This window comes from Mycolicibacterium arcueilense, from assembly GCF_058536225.1.
This window is the reverse complement of record NZ_JBZTYL010000005.1, coordinates 205619-220939: the sequence shown is the minus strand read 5'-3', so window position 1 is coordinate 220939 and position 15321 is coordinate 205619. Positions and strand designations below refer to the sequence as shown.

Below are 15321 nucleotides of genomic sequence, written 5' to 3'. Positions count from 1 at the left end.
GTCAGGTGTGCGGCCCCATGGCCTTGACGACGGTCAGCAGCACCACCGAATCGGTGAGCGCATGCAGGCTGTGACGCGTACGCGGGATCACGATGTGATCGCCGGGCGATCCTTCCCAGCTGGCGTCGGAATTGGCCAACTTCACCCGGCCCTCGATCACCTGCAGCGTGGCCTCACCGGGGCTCTCGTGCTCGTCGAGCCCGGTGCCCTCGGTCATCGCGATCAGAGTCTGGCGCAGCTGGTGTTCATGCCCGCCGTAGACGGTGTGTGCACTGCGTCCACTGTTGGCCGTGCGGGCTGAGGCCAACTGCTGACGGGCAATCGCGGTGAGCGAGATCTTCTCCATACCCAAATCGTGCCACCTCCGGCGGTCGCATAGGCGTGGGTCGGGATATGTGATCGGACACGGGATCAGCCGAGCGCGGGCAGCACCTTGTCGGTGAGCAACTCGACCGACTTCCACGCCTCGTCGACGGGCATGCCACCGACCAGCGGGTGCATGACGAGCGGCCCGTACTGGTCGGCGCCGCGGATCTCGGCGATGAGCTGTTCGGGCGTCAGGATCCGGTACCGGCCCGACACCTTGACCTCCTCCAGCGTGCGGACTCCCGGCAGATGCATGAGCGAGCGCTGATCGACCGACCAGCCGCCGTAGGTGACCGCCTCCCACAGGATGTGCTCGCCGAGTTCGGCCCACGCCCGGTCCGGGTCTTCGTGCAGGTAGACCATGCCGCGGTTGACCGGCCCGGGCATCAGGACTGCCGGTTTGACGCCCTGCTGCGCACACAGTTCCCGGTAGTGATCGGCGATGTCGGGCAGGTGGTCGACCAGGCTCAGCGGCAGACCGAATCGCGCCGCCCGCCGCGCGGTGGCCCGCACTCCACCGCCGACGAACAGCGTGGGATGTGGCCGGGTCCAGGTACCCGTTTCGGCCCAGACCGCGAGCATCCGGGTGATCAGGTCGTCCATCAGAGCGCCACGCCCACTGAAATCTACTCCGAGCGCGTCGTATTCGACTTCGCGATAACCGAGGCCCACCGTGGTGAACAGCCGCCCGCGGCTCATGTTGTCCACCAGTGCGATGTCCTCGGCGAGCCGGACCGGATTCCACAGCGGGCCGAGTGCACAGTCCACACTGGCGATCAGCCGCTCGGTACGGGCCAGGAACATCGCGGCCGCCATGATCGGATTGGAGCTCCAGCCATGCCCGGTGGCGTGGTGCTCATCGACGCTGACCGACGTGATGCCTTTGGATTCACCCCACTGCGCCAGTTCCAGCGCGGCCGACAACAGCCGGCTCTGGGTGCGTGGGTCTCCTTGCGGGGAGGCGAAATTGAACCGCAGTACCGTCAGCGCCATGGCTTACGCGCAGTCCGAAGCACCGTCGACGACGAGGACCGTCCCCGAGGTGTAGGCGCTCTGCTCGGTGCACAGGAAGGCGATCGCGGGGGCGATCTCGCCGACGGATCCGAAGCGGTGCAGCGGGATATGGGACAGTTCGGACTCCACCAGTTCCGGGGCGAACTGCATGGGGGCGGTCATCGGGGTGTCGATCGCCCCCGGCGCGACGGCGTTGACCCGGATACCTTTGTCGGCCCACTTGACGGCGAGATTGCGGGTGACGCAGATGATCCCGGCCTTCGCCGCTCCGTAGCCGGGAACCAGCGGCACCGCCCGCAGGGCCGACATGGATGCCAGGTTCACGACACTGGCGCCGCCCGCTGCGGTGGACGCCCTCAGCGCCCGGTACAGCCCTACCGTCAGCCGGTAGGGGCCCGTGAGGTTCACCGCCACCGACGCGTCGAACCCGTCCGGCTTCGACTCGTCCAGTCCCCCGGGAAAATTCGCGCCGGCGTTGTTGACCAGCACGTCGAGGCTCCCGAAGCTCTCGGCCACGGCATCCACCGACTCGTGGTCGGTGATCACCAGTTGCCGGTAGGCCATGCCGGTCAGGTCGGTGTCGTAATCCGTCGCGGCTGCCCTGGTACCGGTGATCGTCACCTCGGCTCCGGAATCGCGGAACAACGTCGCGGTGGCGTGCCCGATCCCGCTGGTGCCGCCGGTGATCAACGCGGTGGTCCCGGTGAAGTCGAAGTTGACGCGTGCGGTCATGAGTTCCTCGCTGTCAGCCGGCTCAGCTGATTTGTGAGCCAGGCGGTTTCCCAGAAGTTCGTGCTCTCGGCCAGCAGGCGTTCATGGGCCTGCCGCAGGACGTCGCGAGCCCCCGGATGGCCCGGTCCGACAAGCTCGGCCAGATGGATGGCATGCACCGGGCGGCCCGCGTCCAGGTGTGTCCGGGCCCGGTCGACCACCGCTTCGGCGCCGGCCAGTTCGACGATGTCCGCGGTGACGGCGTCGAGCCCCACCGGATACAACTCGGTGGTCGAGCGGTGGTGAAACCAGCCCGAGTAGTTCTCCCAGACGGCCCGCACATCCCAGGCGACTTTTCCGTAGCCCTGCCCGACCTCGTACTCGGCGGGCAGCGTGATCTCCCGCATCAGCGTCCCGACGTCCTTGCCTGCGTTCATCCCGGCGACGGTCTCGTCGTGGATGTGCTGGATGGCGCCGCGCAGTCGGGTGAGTTCGGTGTCGATGCGCTCAGCTCCGGCGATCGGGGCGAAGTGGCCAGTGACCAGGAGTTCGGGCTGCAACGCACGCACCGTCTCCACCGACGCGATCGCGGTGAGCGCGTCGCGGTACCGGTCACCGCGCATCGTCACCAGGTTGGGAATGTGCCCGAAGATCGGTCCGAAGGTATTTCCGCACAGGCAGATTCGTTCGTCCGGCAGCCAGACCACCAGCGAGTCGGTGGTCTCTCCGCCGGGCACCGAGATGAGCTCGATCCGGCGCCCGCCGACCTCCAAGGTCAGGGTCTCGTCGAAGTCGATGTCGACGGTGGGCACGCTCTGGGCGGCCAGGCGCTGAGTCCCGAGACGCTGCTGGATCGCCTGGATGCCGGTGGCCAGCTTCTCACTGAAGGCGAAGGCACTACGGCTCGCTCGGTACGGGATCAGCCGCTCGTTGTCGTCCCGCCAGACGGTCCAGTTCGCTTGCGCGACAACCTGAGTGTCCGGGTCGCGCACGCTGTCCAGACCTCCGACGTGGTCCACGTGACCCTGGGTGAAGATGATGTAGCGCACCGGTGAGTGATCGACAGCGTCGAAGTTGGCCCGGTGCACGGGGCCCTCGAAACCCATACCGGTGTTGATGATCACGCGGCCGTCGGCGGTGGTCAGCAGGTAGGAGTTCGACAGGCCCGGAGAACACCACAGCCCGGGCGCGACCTGCTCGGCGGCTGCGGCGGAGGCGGGTGCCATCGCCCCGGCTCCTGGCCTGCTGCGGTAGATCGGTTCGACAGTTTCGCCGCTCATCGTGGACGTCTCCTCAACTCTCGGGCCGCACGTCGAACCGGTCGAAGTAGAAGTCGAAACGGCCCCGCAGGTCCTCGGCCGAGACGCCGAAGTGCCGTTGCAGGTCGTAGCGGATGTGACCGTGCTTGCCGCGCGGATTGCTGTCGAGATACTGCTCGAAGCGTTTGCGCACCTTCGACGTCAGCTCGACTCCCCCGCGGGCGTAAAGCTGTTCCAGCAACGGCAGTTCGTTGCCGCCCAGGTGGTGGAAGGCGACGTCGATGCTGCGGTCGCTCGCCACCAGTTCACGATCGCGCACGCACGCGCTGAGCAGCCGGTGTACGCGATCACTCCAGTAGTCCAGGAGCCAGTCGGGGTCGATGCTGGTGCGGCGCATCCGGTCGCCGTAGGCCATCATCGTGATGGCCGACTGGATCACCGCCACGGGGTCACGGTGCGTGAACGCCACCGTCGCATCCGGGAAGGTCGCCATCAGGGGGCCGAGCTGCTCGCAGTGCTGGGGGCTCTTGAGCACCCAGGTCCGCGGGCCGCGCAGGAATGTCAGTGCCTGCAGCACCTTCTTGAGGTAGGCGTAGTGCCGGGTCTGATCCAGCCCCAGGTAGTAGTCCCGCCAATCCGGCACGCGCGCATGCCATTCCAGGACATACGAAGCCAGGTCGAGGTCGAGGATCTCGACCTCCTCCTCGATCGCCTCCGGATACCTGTCGTGCATGGCGGCCACCAGCGGGGTGCTGGCCATCAGCGCGTCGTGTTCGGCTTTCACCCGGGCATAGCGCGGGTCGACGCCATAGATGTCGGGACCGCGCCCGAGCGCCGGAATCGGCTCCTGGCTCTCCCAGTACGGCAGTGCGCGGCGGCGCGGATCGGCGGCGATGAGGTTCACCAGATGCGTCGTGCCCGACCGCGGCATGCCGACGACGATGAAGGGCTTCTCGATCGGAATCGACTCGATCTCGGGGTATCGCTTGATCAGATCGGTCAGCGACAGCCGGTTGCGCAGCAGGCGAACCACCCTGGCGCGCAAGGTCATCCTGGCCAGCTGGGTCAGGCCGGTGTCGGCCTCGATCGCGGCGACATGGGCGGCCAGTCGGTCACCGAAGCCGTCGGTGTCGTCGAGGTCATCGACTCCGGCCTGCGTCCGCGCCTCGGCCAGCATCGTCGCGATGTCCAGATCGACCGGGCGGGACTCGGTGTAGTCGAGGATCTGCCGCTGCGCCTCGGTGAGCCGCGGCGCCGCCAGGTCGTCGAACTCGATGACATCGGAGGCGCTGCTCATGGATGACTCCCCGGGCGTGACTTGTGCGTGTCGAATATTCGACGTAGCGTTCGAAAATATGACGCTGAACGTAGACCGGCAGAACACCGCCAGTCAAGTGCCGTCGCCGCCGACCGAGCGGGTGATCGCCGTGATGCAGCTGCTGGCTGCCGAGCCCGACCGAACGTTCACCCTCGCCGACATCTCCCGCCGGCTCGACATAAGCCGGGCCACCGGCCATGCCATCCTGACCACCCTCGCCGCACATCGATGGGTCGTGCGCGACGACAACAGTGCGGGCTACTCCTGCGGGCCGGCCATCGCCGCCCTCGGCCGCCCGGCGAATCACCGCGGGTTCCGGCCGGTGCTGCAACACCTCTCCGAATCGGTTGGCGCACAGGTACTTCTGGCCCATCGCGACGGGGCAAACCTGCAGATCGTCGAAACAGTGGGCGAGACGCTCACCGCCCCGCGTATCGGCACCGACTTCCGGATCCCGCTGGTCGCACCGTTCGGGCGCGACTACGTCGCATGGGCCCCCGAGCCGGCTCAGCAGGCCTGGCTGGACGGCGTCGGGCAACCGTCGCCGAGGCTGCGCAAGCGCCTGGCGGCGGTCCTCGGAGAGGTGCGCCGGCGCGGATACGTCGTCGAACGGCTCAGTCCCGAGTACGTCCGGGTCTACTCCGCTCTGCGCGCCCTGGCCGGCGAGGGCGAGCCCGACGCCATCACCAGGCGCCTGGCCTGGTCGTTCGCCGATCTCACCCTCGTCGACTACCTGCCGGGCGAACTCGACGACTCGGGTCCCCACCGCGTCGCCACCATCTCGGCGCCGGTCCGGGACACGGACGGACTGGTGACGATGTCGGTGACCGCAGCGCCGTTCGCCGCGCTCACCGCCGACCAGGTGCATGAACTGGGCGCACGCGTCTGCGACGCCGCGCGCCGAATCGAAGAACGTCTACAAGGAGTGAGCGCATGAAGGTGGCGATGGTGACCGGCCCCGGAACCACGGGTGTCGTCGAGGTGGACCGGCCCGAGGTCGGGCCGCGCGACGTGCTGGTGAAGATCCGTGCGTGCGGGATCTGCGGCAGCGACGCGCTCTACATCGCGATCGGCGGGCTGCCACCGCACCAGGGCCGAATGCCGCTGGGGCATGAACCCGCCGGTGAGGTCATCGCCGCGGGCGCCGACGTCACCGGATTGAAGGTCGGCGACCACGTCGTCGTCGACCCGATGGCCTCTCCCCACGACATCATCGGCAACGGCGGCGGCCGGGGCGCGCTGGCCGAGTATCTGCTCATCACCGACGCCGTGCGGGGAACCCACGTCGAGGTGATCCCCGATCACATCCCGTTCGAGGTGGCCGCGCTCAACGAGCCCATGGCCGTCGCACGTCACGCGGTCAACCGGTGTGCGCCCAAACCCGCCGACAAAGTGCTCATCTTCGGCGCCGGGCCGATCGGGCTCGGAGCCACGCTGGCCTTCAAAGCACTTGGCGTGCAACACATCGTGGTCGCCGACCTCATCGCCGCCCGGCTGGACACCGCACTGGAGATCGGCGCGGACGCCGTCATCCACTCCGGGAAGGAGAACGTGGTCGAGCGCCTCATCGAACTGCACGGGCCGGGCGAAGCCATGTTCGGAGGCAAGTCCGACACCGACATCTACCTCGACGCCGCGGGCGTGCCGGCCGTCATCCAGACCGCGGTGACCGCGGCCAAGAAAGGCGCCACGGTCGGCGTCGTGGCCGTCCACAAAGAGCCGGTGCCCGTCGACTTCCTCTCGGTGATGAGCAACGAGATCACGTTCGTCGGCTCGATGGGCTACCCGGACGAGATCTTCGAGGTGACCAGGGATCTCAGCGCCAACTGGCAGAAGTACGCCCGCATCGTCAGCCACACCATCCCGTTCGACCGCGTCGACGAAGCACTCACCACCGCCTCGACGCCCGGCGCCGCCGACAAGATCGTCGTGACATTCGACTGACCTCGCCGACGGCGCCGGCACGTCCTGAGCGCACCCGCGGAATTCAAATCACGCGGAGTGAATCTCCCTCGTAACCGAACCGGCACCGAAGTTGGACGAGCAACCGCTCGGCCTCGGCGATGCGTCCGTGCAGCCGGACCAGCGCTTCGGGCATCGGCGCCTCGGCCACCCGGCTGCGTTCCCGAAGCCGCCGCCACCGCAGTTCGGTCGCGGCGAGAAGGTCTCGAAGCTCGGCGATTTCGCCGATCAGAATGTCCTCGAACAGGCGCGATTGGGCGACGTCAGCGCTGTGCACGGGCCGGGAACAGTCAATCGGGGTGGCCACGCGGGAAGCCATGCGCGGCAAGGGGTTGAGCACCGCGGCCACATCGGCCCCGACTGTTGGGGCGGACACGCTTCCGCTCCCGAACTCCCGTGATATCAGCGTCACGTGGGGATCATGGAACACATCACGGCGCCGATCCACCGCACGTTTCACCCGACATACCTTTTGCGGCCATCTGCCAGTCACGCGATGTACGTTTGACGACCTTTAAGCGCGGCCGCCGTCAATGGACCAGCAGTGGGAGGTTGGGCCTCACAGCTGTAAGGCGATGACACGTGGCAGGTGCGGCCGCACCTGGGACACCATGAGGCAATGCCCACCGCCCCCTGGATGCACGTCGCCCGTACGGCCGCTGTGCTGGCCGCCGCGATGGGGATCGGACGTTTCGTCTACACCCCGATCCTGCCGCTGATGACCGCGCAGGCCGGACTCAGCCCGCAGACGGCCGGACACCTGGCCACCGCCAACTACATCGGCTATCTGGTGGGTGCGGTCGCCGGAGCGTTCTCGCCCCGGCTGTCCCGTTCGATGTCGGCGTGCCGGGTCTCGCTCATCGTGTTGGTGGTCAGCCTGGCAGCAATGCCGTTGACCGACAATGCCGCCGGCTGGATGGTGCTGCGGCTGGCCGCCGGCGTGGCCAGCGCCCTGGTGTTCGTGATCGCCATCAACACGGTGCTGGACCATCTCCACGGACACCCTGCCCATCTGCCCGGCTGGGCGTTCGGCGGAGTCGGCATCGGGATCGCCCTGTCGGCCGCCCTGGTGTTCGGCCTGCCGCCCCGGGCGGGATGGCAGGGTGCGTGGTGGCTGGCCGCCGGGTGCACCGCGGCGTTGAGCGTGGCCGCGTGGTTCATCCGCCCGGGCACCACCCCGAGCGACGGGAAAGCCCACGCCGACCACCGCAAAACCGCCCGGCGCCCCTTCGCCCTGCTCTTCGGTAGCTACACCTTGGAGGGCATCGGCTACATCATCGCCGGAACTTTTCTGGTGGCTGCCATCTCACAGCACTCGCCGGGCCGGCTGGGCACTGCCGCCTGGCTGGTGGTGGGACTGGCCGCGATACCGTCAGCCGCGTTGTGGGCGCGGCTGAGTTCCCGCTTCTCGCATCCGGTGCTGCTCACCGGGGCATTGCTGTTGCAGGCCGGCGGAATCGGGCTGGCCTGCACCGGAAGCGGCGTCGCGGCCGTCCTCGGTGCGGTTCTGTTCGGCGGGACCTTCATCGGAATCAGCACGCTGGCGCTGGCGGCGGGGCGGCAGCTGCAGTTCCCGGGCGCGGTGGCGCTGCTGACCGCTGGTTACTCCGTCGGCCAGATCCTCGGGCCGGTCGCGGTTTCACCCTTGGTTCACAACGGGTTTCGGGCCGCACTCGGCGTCGGGGCCGTCGTGGGGCTACTCGCCGCGGTGACCGCGATCGCGATACGGGTCGTCGGCGGGCAACCAGACTCCCTGATTGCGGACACCCAAGTCCCCGACGTCGCGGGTGAACGCGTCGATCACGGCCCGGACGGCCGCACTGTCCTCGTCGCGGCGCCAGACCAATGACCACGTCCACAGCGGCACCGGGTCCAGCACCGGACGGCGGACCAGGTCCTTGGGCAGCGTCGCATTCTGCCCCTTGGGGTTGTTGAGCACCGGTCGCCGCAGTTCACGGACGTGTTCGAAGAAGGTCGGCCCGGTCACGCCGCCGTCGTCGGTGCGCATGACGCGCGCCTCGGTGTCGGCAGCGAACTGTTCCCCGTATCGGTTCCACGAGGACCAGCTCGCGGCGTCGGCATCCACCAGCACCAACACGTCGGCGGCGTTCACCGGCGTAACGTCCGATCCGGTGGACAGCGCGTACAGCCGGTCGACACCCATCAACCGGGCATCGAGTCCCAATGCGTCGAGGTCGGAATTCTGCACCCAGCAGATCGCCAGGTCCAGGGTGCCGTCGGCGACCCGCGCTGCCTGCGCATGCGACGGCATCACCCAGGTGTCCACCCGCAACCGGGCCGCCCCGGCGGCTCGCTCGGCCAAATCAGTCGGGCGCCAGTTCACATACCCGATCCGCACCGGCTCGGACATCGCCAAACCTTGTGCCCGCCCGCGTAGTTCGTCGGCCTGCTGGATCAGGTCCCGGGCGCCGGGCAGCAGTGCGACACCGGCCTGGGTCAGCGCAACTGAGCGCCGGTCACGGTCGAACAGCTGCACCTTGAGGTCGCGCTCCAGTGCCTTGATCTGCTGGGACAACGACGGTCCGGCGATGCGCAGCCGCTCGGCGGCACGGCCGAAGTTCAGCTCCTCGGCGACGGTCACGAAGTACCGCAACTGACGCAGTTCCACCGTCCGAGCCTATTAGGCGAAACCTCCCGGCATCGAGCTAACCCGGCACATCGCGTTCCATCAGTCAGCCCAGCGCAGGGATGACCTCACGCTCGAACAACTCGATACCGGACCGGTCGTACGCGGCCTCGGGGAAGTACAGAATGGCGTACTCACACCCGAGGTCGCGCAGCCGCTTGAGCTTCTCGATGACTTGTTCAGGTGTGCCACTTGCCGATTCGGGTGCCGTGACGTTCGCCAGCATGGCGTCGACGACGGCCTCTCCGGCCACCGGGACCTGCCGGGCCCGCAGCCGCGCCACACGTTCGGCTACGTCGGCCTCAGATTCGCCGATGACGGCGTTGAAGTTGGCCGACCGCACGATCGCGGCGTAGTCGGTGCCGACGTCGCGGCAGTGCCCAGCCAGCACCTCGGACTTGTGCGCGAATCCCTCGGGTTCGGAGGTGAAGTTGGTGTACTGCGCATACTTGGCCGCGATGCGCAGCGTGACCTTCTCCCCGCCGCCGGCAATCCACATCGGAATACCGTTGTCCTGCAGTGGCTTCGGGGCCACAATCGCACCGTCGACCTGATAGTGCTTACCGTCGAAGCTGACCCGCCCGTCCCGCCAGGCGTCGCGCATGATCTGCACGCCTTCGTCGAGCCGGCCCAGCCGCACCCCGGCCGACGGGAATCCGTAGCCGTACGCACGCCACTCGTGCTCGTACCAGCCGCCGCCGATACCCATCTGCACACGGCCACCCGAGATGATGTCGGTGGTGGCGGCGACCTTCGCCAGGTAGGCGGGGTTGCGGTAGGACATCGCGGTGCACATCTGGCCGAGTTTGATGCGCGACGTCGTCGCCGCGTACGCAGCCATCAGCGACCAGGCCTCATGGGTGGCCTCGTCGGTCGGTACCGGAACGGTGTGGAAGTGGTCGTACACCCACAGCGAGTCCCAGGCGCCCGCATCGGCGTAGGCGGCCAGGTCACGCATCACCGACCAGTGGTTTTCGGTGGGAATGTCGACGAGATCGAGACGCCAGCCCTGCGGGATGAAGAGTCCAAAGCGCATGGATCCCGACTTTACGACTCCAGGCGCCCAGTGGCCAGTACTCACACGCAATTTGACCAGGACCGGGCAGAAACTGGCCGCCGAGCGTCCGCAATAATCTGAAAACGTTGTCCGGCAAGTTTTTTCAAACTCGGTCTAGGCTGTCACCATGCCCCTTTCCAAGGATGAACGCGAGCAATTTCTGGCCGAACCGCACATCGCCGCCCTGTCGGTGTACGCAGGAGACAAGCGCGGTCCGCTGACCGTCCCGATCTGGTACCAGTACACGCCAGGCGGGCAGCCATGGCTGCTGACCGGTAACGGGTCCCGCAAGCACCGACTGATCGAGGCGGCCGGCCATCTGAGCTTGATGGTCGAGCGGCTCGAGCCGACGGTGCGTTACGTGGCCGTCGACGGTGCCATCGACCGCATCGAGCCCGGCACCGACGAGCAACTCGTCGAGATGACCAAGCGCTACCTGGCCCCGGAGAAGGTGGAGCCGTATCTGGAATTCGCCCGCCGCGAGCAGGGCGACAGCGTGGCAGTGTTCCTCAAGCCCGAGCACTGGCTGTCGTCCGACCTGGGTTCGCTCTAACTCGGTGAGTTCGCGCCAACGCTTGTTCCGGTGGCTGTACCGGGTGGGGTTCACCCCCTGGGACGGCCACCCGTTGGCGCACAGCCTGATGACGATCGTCGAAGGCACCACACACGCGTTGTCGGCTCCCGGGACCGCGCTCGACGTGGGCTGCGGCACCGGGGACAACGCGGTGTACCTGGCCAGACACGGCTGGCGGGTCACCGGTGTCGACTACGTGGCCAAACCGCTGAAGAAAGCACGGGCCAAGGCCGCCGGACTACCTGCGGTCTTCGCCAAAGCCGATGTGACACAACTGAGTTGGTCAGGTATCGGAGGCGGATTCGATCTCATCGTCGACAGTGGCTGTCTGCACGGCATGAACGCCGAGGACCGCGACGCCTACGTCCGGGAGGTCAGTGCAGTGGCCGCCCCCGATGCACAACTGCTGATCGTGGCGTTCATCCCGGGCGCATCCATGGGTGTGCCCGGGATCGGGTTCGATGAAGTGCTCCGGCGCTTCAGCACGGACTGGACGCTGCTGTCCAGCGGGGACGAGCTGGCGATGGACCACAACGGGGCGAACGCAGCGCGGTTCTATCTGTTCCGCCGCACCGCATAAGGTCACCCAAGACCAGACCGCGATACAGCCGGCGGCCACAATCCGCAGCGTTCCGCAGTAAATCCACAGCTACTTCACAGGCGTTCTGCCGCAACGGAATTCGTGTCATAACCGGCCCCGCAGTGCCATTAGGCTTCCGATATGACCTCGCCGCTGCGCGTGAATCCCGCCACTCTCCGATCGGCCGCGAGCGATTTCGACCACCTGGGCACCGACAGCGCCGGCACCGGTACCGATCTGCAATTCTCCGCACTGCCCGCCCAACTTCCCGGTTTGAGCAGCGGTGACGCCTGCCAACAGGCCGGAACCGCCGTTGACACGGCCTGCCGGCGGGTTGCCGACCAGTACGCCAAACTCTCGACCAATCTGAACTCTGCAGCCGACACCTACGAGAAGACCGACGCCGAACTCGGCAAGAAGGTGAAGAAGGCCGGTGAGGGCACGGGTGGGCCGGACGACGGAGGCGACGGCACCACTCCCCCACCGGCGGCCCAACACGGGCCCGAGGCCATTCCGGTGGATCAGGTGACTTACGACAAGGGGTCGTGGCCAGCGGGCCAGGACGCCACCCGCACCTACATCAACCAGGCGTTGGACCAACGCGGCGTCACCGATCCCGCGGCCAGGCAACGCTGGATGGACGCCTACCTGACCTTGACCGAGCACGAATCGTCCTACAACCCGATGTCGGTCAATGACTGGGACGTCAACGCGAAACCGCCGAACTCGACCTACAACGTGTCCGACGGCTACGGCAACGGGTGCTCACGCGGACTCGCCCAATGCGTCCCGGGAACCTTCGCGCAGTACCACCAGCCTGGGACGTCGAACAATATCTACGATCCAGCCGCCAACATCGCCGCGTCGATGAATTATCTGGTCGGGGAGTACGGCGTGAATCCCGACGGATCCGACATCCGGGCGAAGATTCCGCAGACGAATCCCGGCACCCATCAGGGCTACTGACCGATGACAGGAGAATTGGTGAAGCTCACGCGCGCAGTCTCGATCGTCCTGACCGCAGGCGCCATGGTGGCGGGGCTGACGGCATGTCAGAACACCCCGGTCGTCGGTACCCCCAGCGCCGACGGCTCTTCCGCGACCACTGGCATGGCGCACCCTGCGCCGAGTCCTTCGGCCAGTCCGGTGTCGACGACGGCACCGAACGCCACGGCCGCGCCTTCCGCCGCATGGGTCCACTCCAACCGCCTGCCACTCAACGACTCTCAGCACTGGCCGAATCTGGCTGATTCGGCACAACCCCTGGGCAACAACACTTTTCAGATCGACAGCCTCTGCGGGGGCTCACCGGCGCAACTCGGCGGCGGCGACAATGCGCGCTCCCTCATCGATCGTGGCGACAACAACTGGTCGGTTCAACAGGTGATCGTGCACTATCCCGGCGATCCGTGGACCATGGGCCAGACCGCGCACGCGTTGTTCACCACCGTGCAGAACACGCTGGCCGGATGTCAGTCAGCATCGCCGACAGCACAAGTGACCATGACAACTCCGAAGCAGTTCTGCCCCAGCGTGCAACGCGGTGGCTGCAATCAGGTGGCAGCCGAAATTCGCCTGCCGGACAAGCACATAACGGCACATCTGTATCTCGCGGTCGTCGGAAGCACGGTGACCGAACTGAGCCTGTGGTCCACCGGAACACCCACCGCACAGTGGCCGGCATCTGCCGATGAGGACGTGTTCGCCGCCATGAACCCGCAGCTGTGCTCGGTGTGGGAATGCTGAGGAACTGACACCATGACGATGACCATCTCGGGGGTGAGCAATTCTCACCCTGAGCAGTTGATCGACGCCGGGCGCCGTGCGGCGGACTCCGCCGGCAAGGTGTCCCAGCAGATCGCCGAGGGGCACGGCACCCTGAAACGCCTGGACGACGGGTGGAAGGGCTCGGCCGCCGATGCCGCAAATGCCAGCGCAAACCGCACTTTCACCGATCAGCAGAAGGTGGCCGACACGCTGCAGCGGCTGCAATCGGTGCTCGGCGACGGCGGGAGCCAGTTGTCGGGGACCAAGAACAGCGTCACCGCAGGGGTGGACACCCTCAAGCAGCAAGGCTTTCAAATAGCCGACGACGGCACAGTATCCGTCCGGCCCGACAGCGCACTGGACGTGATGTCGAAGAAGAACCCCGTCATCGCGATGCAGCTGCGCCAACTCACCGCCGCCAACTCGGTGAAGCTCAAGACCTTGCTGGCCCAATTCGACAGCCAGGACCGCGAACTCGCCGACGCGATACGCAAGGCCACTGACGGCCTGAACCACGCCGAGGACAAACCCAAGGACCCGAACACCCCGCAGCCACCCCCTCCCGACCAGCCGAAGCCCACGACCGACGACACCAATGGGCCCGTTCCCGGTCCGGACGCCAAACCGGGTGACCCCGGGTACAAGGTGCCCCACGCCCCCGGCGACCCAGCTGACTACCCGCCGGAGCCCGGCTGGAAGACCGATGCGAAGGGTATGACGAACCCGCCCGGGTTCCCGCCCCAACCGCCGGGCGAGGCGCGCGACCAGAACTGGCGTGATTACCTCAACGGTAAGAACGGCGACGGAACCCAACGTCCGTCGGGACAGCCCCCCGCCGCATTCCCGCTGCCTGAGGCGGTCACCGACAAGAAACTCAAGATCGTCGGAGCGGCAGAGAACCAGCAGGGCACCCGCTATGTGTGGGGCGGCGGAAGCAAGGACGGCACGACGCAGGGACAGGATGGCCCGGACGAGGCACACACCCGTCAGGACTGGAAGTACAAGGGATTCGATTGCAGCGGCCTTTCCGAATATGCGATCTACCAGGCCACCGGGTACGACCCCGGCAAAGGCACCTCGGTGCAGTACGGGAACATGACCGAGGGCGCCGGGGCGTTCGGATCAGTGGTGCAGACCGGGCCCAAGCTGGATACCTCACAGCTGCAGCCCGGCGACGTCATCTACTACGACGGCGGCCAGGGTGTCGCGGGCGCGCACGTCGCGATCTACATGGGTAACGGCGTCACGGTGGAGACCAGTGAGTCCGGCACACCCGCACACTCACAGGCAGTGACAACGTCCGACGGCACCGTCCGCGTCGTGCGGCCCAACTGATTTCCCGGACCGCCTCGTTTCAATTAGGTTCAGCACCAACAATACTCGGAAGAGAACCATGAAAACTGTCACCGTTTCCACACTGTGTGCGACCATTCTCTTCATGAGCGCCTGCTCATCGCAGCACCCCTCACCAACGGCGTCATCGGTGTCCACGCCAGGTGCAGCTGTCACGGCGACGCCCGTCGACACCACGACAACCCCGATCAAGCCGGCCGCGCTCGTACTCAGTGTCGACGAAATCAATGCGGTGATACGGCAAGCCGACCCCGACGGAACGCAGTTCAGCAGAGCCGATCCTGCCGAGACCACACCTCGGAATCCAGCGGAATACCCAAGCGGCGCGGATGATCCGTGCAACCGGGTAGCGCCCATCGACTTCGCGGGAGCAGCACCCGTCCCCGTTGACTTCGTGGCGGTGCCGATGTTTGCCCCACGACAGAAGTCGCTGACACAGGCGATCGCCGTCTACGACAGCGCCGCGAGCGCTCAGAAGGTGTTCGTCCGGATCGGCAGCGATATCTCGGCGTGCGCTGGCACCCCGAGTACGGACAAGACCTATGCGCTGATCCCAGGAACATCGAGCGCAGAGACAATCCGATACACCCGAGGGAGCCTGGAAACCACCGAATACCGGCTGGCAGGCGCCGCGATCGTCGGCACTTCCTCGACGGCACCGGCGGCCGTCGTCACCGCAGTCGTCGACAAGCTCGTCGGCAAGCTCGGCTGAT

General features: G+C 66.8%; 16 protein-coding genes and 1 pseudogene. 9 read left to right on the top strand and 8 right to left on the bottom strand.

Annotated elements, in window-relative coordinates; translation table 11 throughout:
- Position 1 precedes the first annotated feature (1 nt).
- From AC4LGL_RS02105 to AC4LGL_RS02085, 5 genes are all read right to left on the bottom strand, one after another.
- Entirely contained in the window at positions 2–346 is a 345-nt protein-coding gene (locus AC4LGL_RS02105) for a cupin domain-containing protein (protein ID WP_064885597.1), read from the bottom strand.
- Positions 347–411: 65 nt separating this feature from the next.
- Positions 412–1359 carry an LLM class flavin-dependent oxidoreductase gene (locus AC4LGL_RS02100; RefSeq protein WP_491837397.1) on the bottom strand — a complete coding sequence of 316 codons (948 nt, stop codon included), beginning with the start codon at positions 1357–1359 and terminating at the stop codon, positions 412–414.
- Positions 1360–1362: 3 nt separating this feature from the next.
- Complete coding sequence (locus AC4LGL_RS02095) at positions 1363–2112, bottom strand: SDR family NAD(P)-dependent oxidoreductase (protein WP_491837396.1); 750 nt, start codon at positions 2110–2112, stop codon at positions 1363–1365.
- The gene (locus AC4LGL_RS02090) at positions 2109–3371 is read right to left on the bottom strand and encodes an MBL fold metallo-hydrolase (RefSeq protein ID WP_491837395.1); all 1263 of its coding nucleotides are present in this window, start codon (positions 3369–3371) and stop codon (positions 2109–2111) included. The genes AC4LGL_RS02095 and AC4LGL_RS02090 overlap by 4 nt, the downstream gene beginning before the upstream one ends.
- Before the next feature lie 13 nt (positions 3372–3384).
- The gene (locus tag AC4LGL_RS02085; protein WP_491837394.1) at positions 3385–4647 is read right to left on the bottom strand and encodes a sulfotransferase family protein; all 1263 of its coding nucleotides are present in this window, start codon (positions 4645–4647) and stop codon (positions 3385–3387) included.
- Positions 4648–4705: 58 nt separating this feature from the next.
- Between AC4LGL_RS02085 and AC4LGL_RS02080 the strand changes: the two genes are divergently transcribed.
- Together AC4LGL_RS02080 and AC4LGL_RS02075 are read left to right on the top strand one after the other, a co-directional pair.
- Positions 4706–5605, top strand: a complete 900-nt coding sequence (locus AC4LGL_RS02080) for an IclR family transcriptional regulator (RefSeq protein ID WP_491837393.1) — start codon at positions 4706–4708, stop codon at positions 5603–5605.
- Positions 5602–6612 (top strand): zinc-dependent alcohol dehydrogenase, encoded by a 1011-nt coding sequence (locus AC4LGL_RS02075; RefSeq protein ID WP_491837392.1) that lies wholly within the window; start codon positions 5602–5604, stop codon positions 6610–6612. Before AC4LGL_RS02080 ends, AC4LGL_RS02075 begins: the two co-directional genes overlap by 4 nt.
- Positions 6613–6655: 43 nt before the next feature.
- Here AC4LGL_RS02075 and AC4LGL_RS02070 read toward each other — a convergent pair whose 3' ends face one another.
- On the bottom strand, positions 6656–7006 hold the full coding sequence (locus tag AC4LGL_RS02070; protein ID WP_491837391.1) for a hypothetical protein: 351 nt from the start codon (positions 7004–7006) through the stop codon (positions 6656–6658).
- Positions 7007–7249: 243 nt separating this feature from the next.
- Here AC4LGL_RS02070 and AC4LGL_RS02065 point away from each other — a divergent pair.
- A pseudogene (locus AC4LGL_RS02065) lies at positions 7250–8281 on the top strand (YbfB/YjiJ family MFS transporter); the annotation flags it as partial.
- Positions 8282–8326: 45 nt separating this feature from the next.
- Here AC4LGL_RS02065 and AC4LGL_RS02060 read toward each other — a convergent pair.
- Positions 8327–9259 (bottom strand): LysR family transcriptional regulator, encoded by a 933-nt coding sequence (locus AC4LGL_RS02060; RefSeq protein ID WP_491837390.1) that lies wholly within the window; start codon positions 9257–9259, stop codon positions 8327–8329.
- 64 nt (positions 9260–9323) lie between these two features.
- The gene (locus tag AC4LGL_RS02055; protein ID WP_491837389.1) at positions 9324–10313 is read right to left on the bottom strand and encodes an LLM class F420-dependent oxidoreductase; all 990 of its coding nucleotides are present in this window, start codon (positions 10311–10313) and stop codon (positions 9324–9326) included.
- A 148-nt stretch (positions 10314–10461) separates the two neighbouring features.
- Between AC4LGL_RS02055 and AC4LGL_RS02050 the strand changes: the two genes are divergently transcribed.
- From AC4LGL_RS02050 to AC4LGL_RS02025, 6 genes are all read left to right on the top strand, one after another.
- On the top strand, positions 10462–10887 hold the full coding sequence (locus AC4LGL_RS02050) for a pyridoxamine 5'-phosphate oxidase family protein (RefSeq protein WP_491837388.1): 426 nt from the start codon (positions 10462–10464) through the stop codon (positions 10885–10887).
- A gap of 4 nt (positions 10888–10891) precedes the next feature.
- Complete coding sequence (locus AC4LGL_RS02045; protein WP_491837387.1) at positions 10892–11488, top strand: class I SAM-dependent methyltransferase; 597 nt, start codon at positions 10892–10894, stop codon at positions 11486–11488.
- Positions 11489–11629: 141 nt separating this feature from the next.
- Positions 11630–12454 (top strand): type VII secretion target, encoded by an 825-nt coding sequence (locus AC4LGL_RS02040; protein WP_491837386.1) that lies wholly within the window; start codon positions 11630–11632, stop codon positions 12452–12454.
- Positions 12455–12472: 18 nt separating this feature from the next.
- On the top strand, positions 12473–13234 hold the full coding sequence (locus tag AC4LGL_RS02035) for a hypothetical protein (protein ID WP_491837385.1): 762 nt from the start codon (positions 12473–12475) through the stop codon (positions 13232–13234).
- A 12-nt stretch (positions 13235–13246) separates the two neighbouring features.
- On the top strand, positions 13247–14590 hold the full coding sequence (locus tag AC4LGL_RS02030; protein WP_491837384.1) for a bifunctional WXG100 family type VII secretion target/C40 family peptidase: 1344 nt from the start codon (positions 13247–13249) through the stop codon (positions 14588–14590).
- A gap of 103 nt (positions 14591–14693) precedes the next feature.
- Positions 14694–15320 (top strand): hypothetical protein, encoded by a 627-nt coding sequence (locus AC4LGL_RS02025; protein ID WP_491837383.1) that lies wholly within the window; start codon positions 14694–14696, stop codon positions 15318–15320.
- Position 15321: the final 1 nt, after the last annotated feature.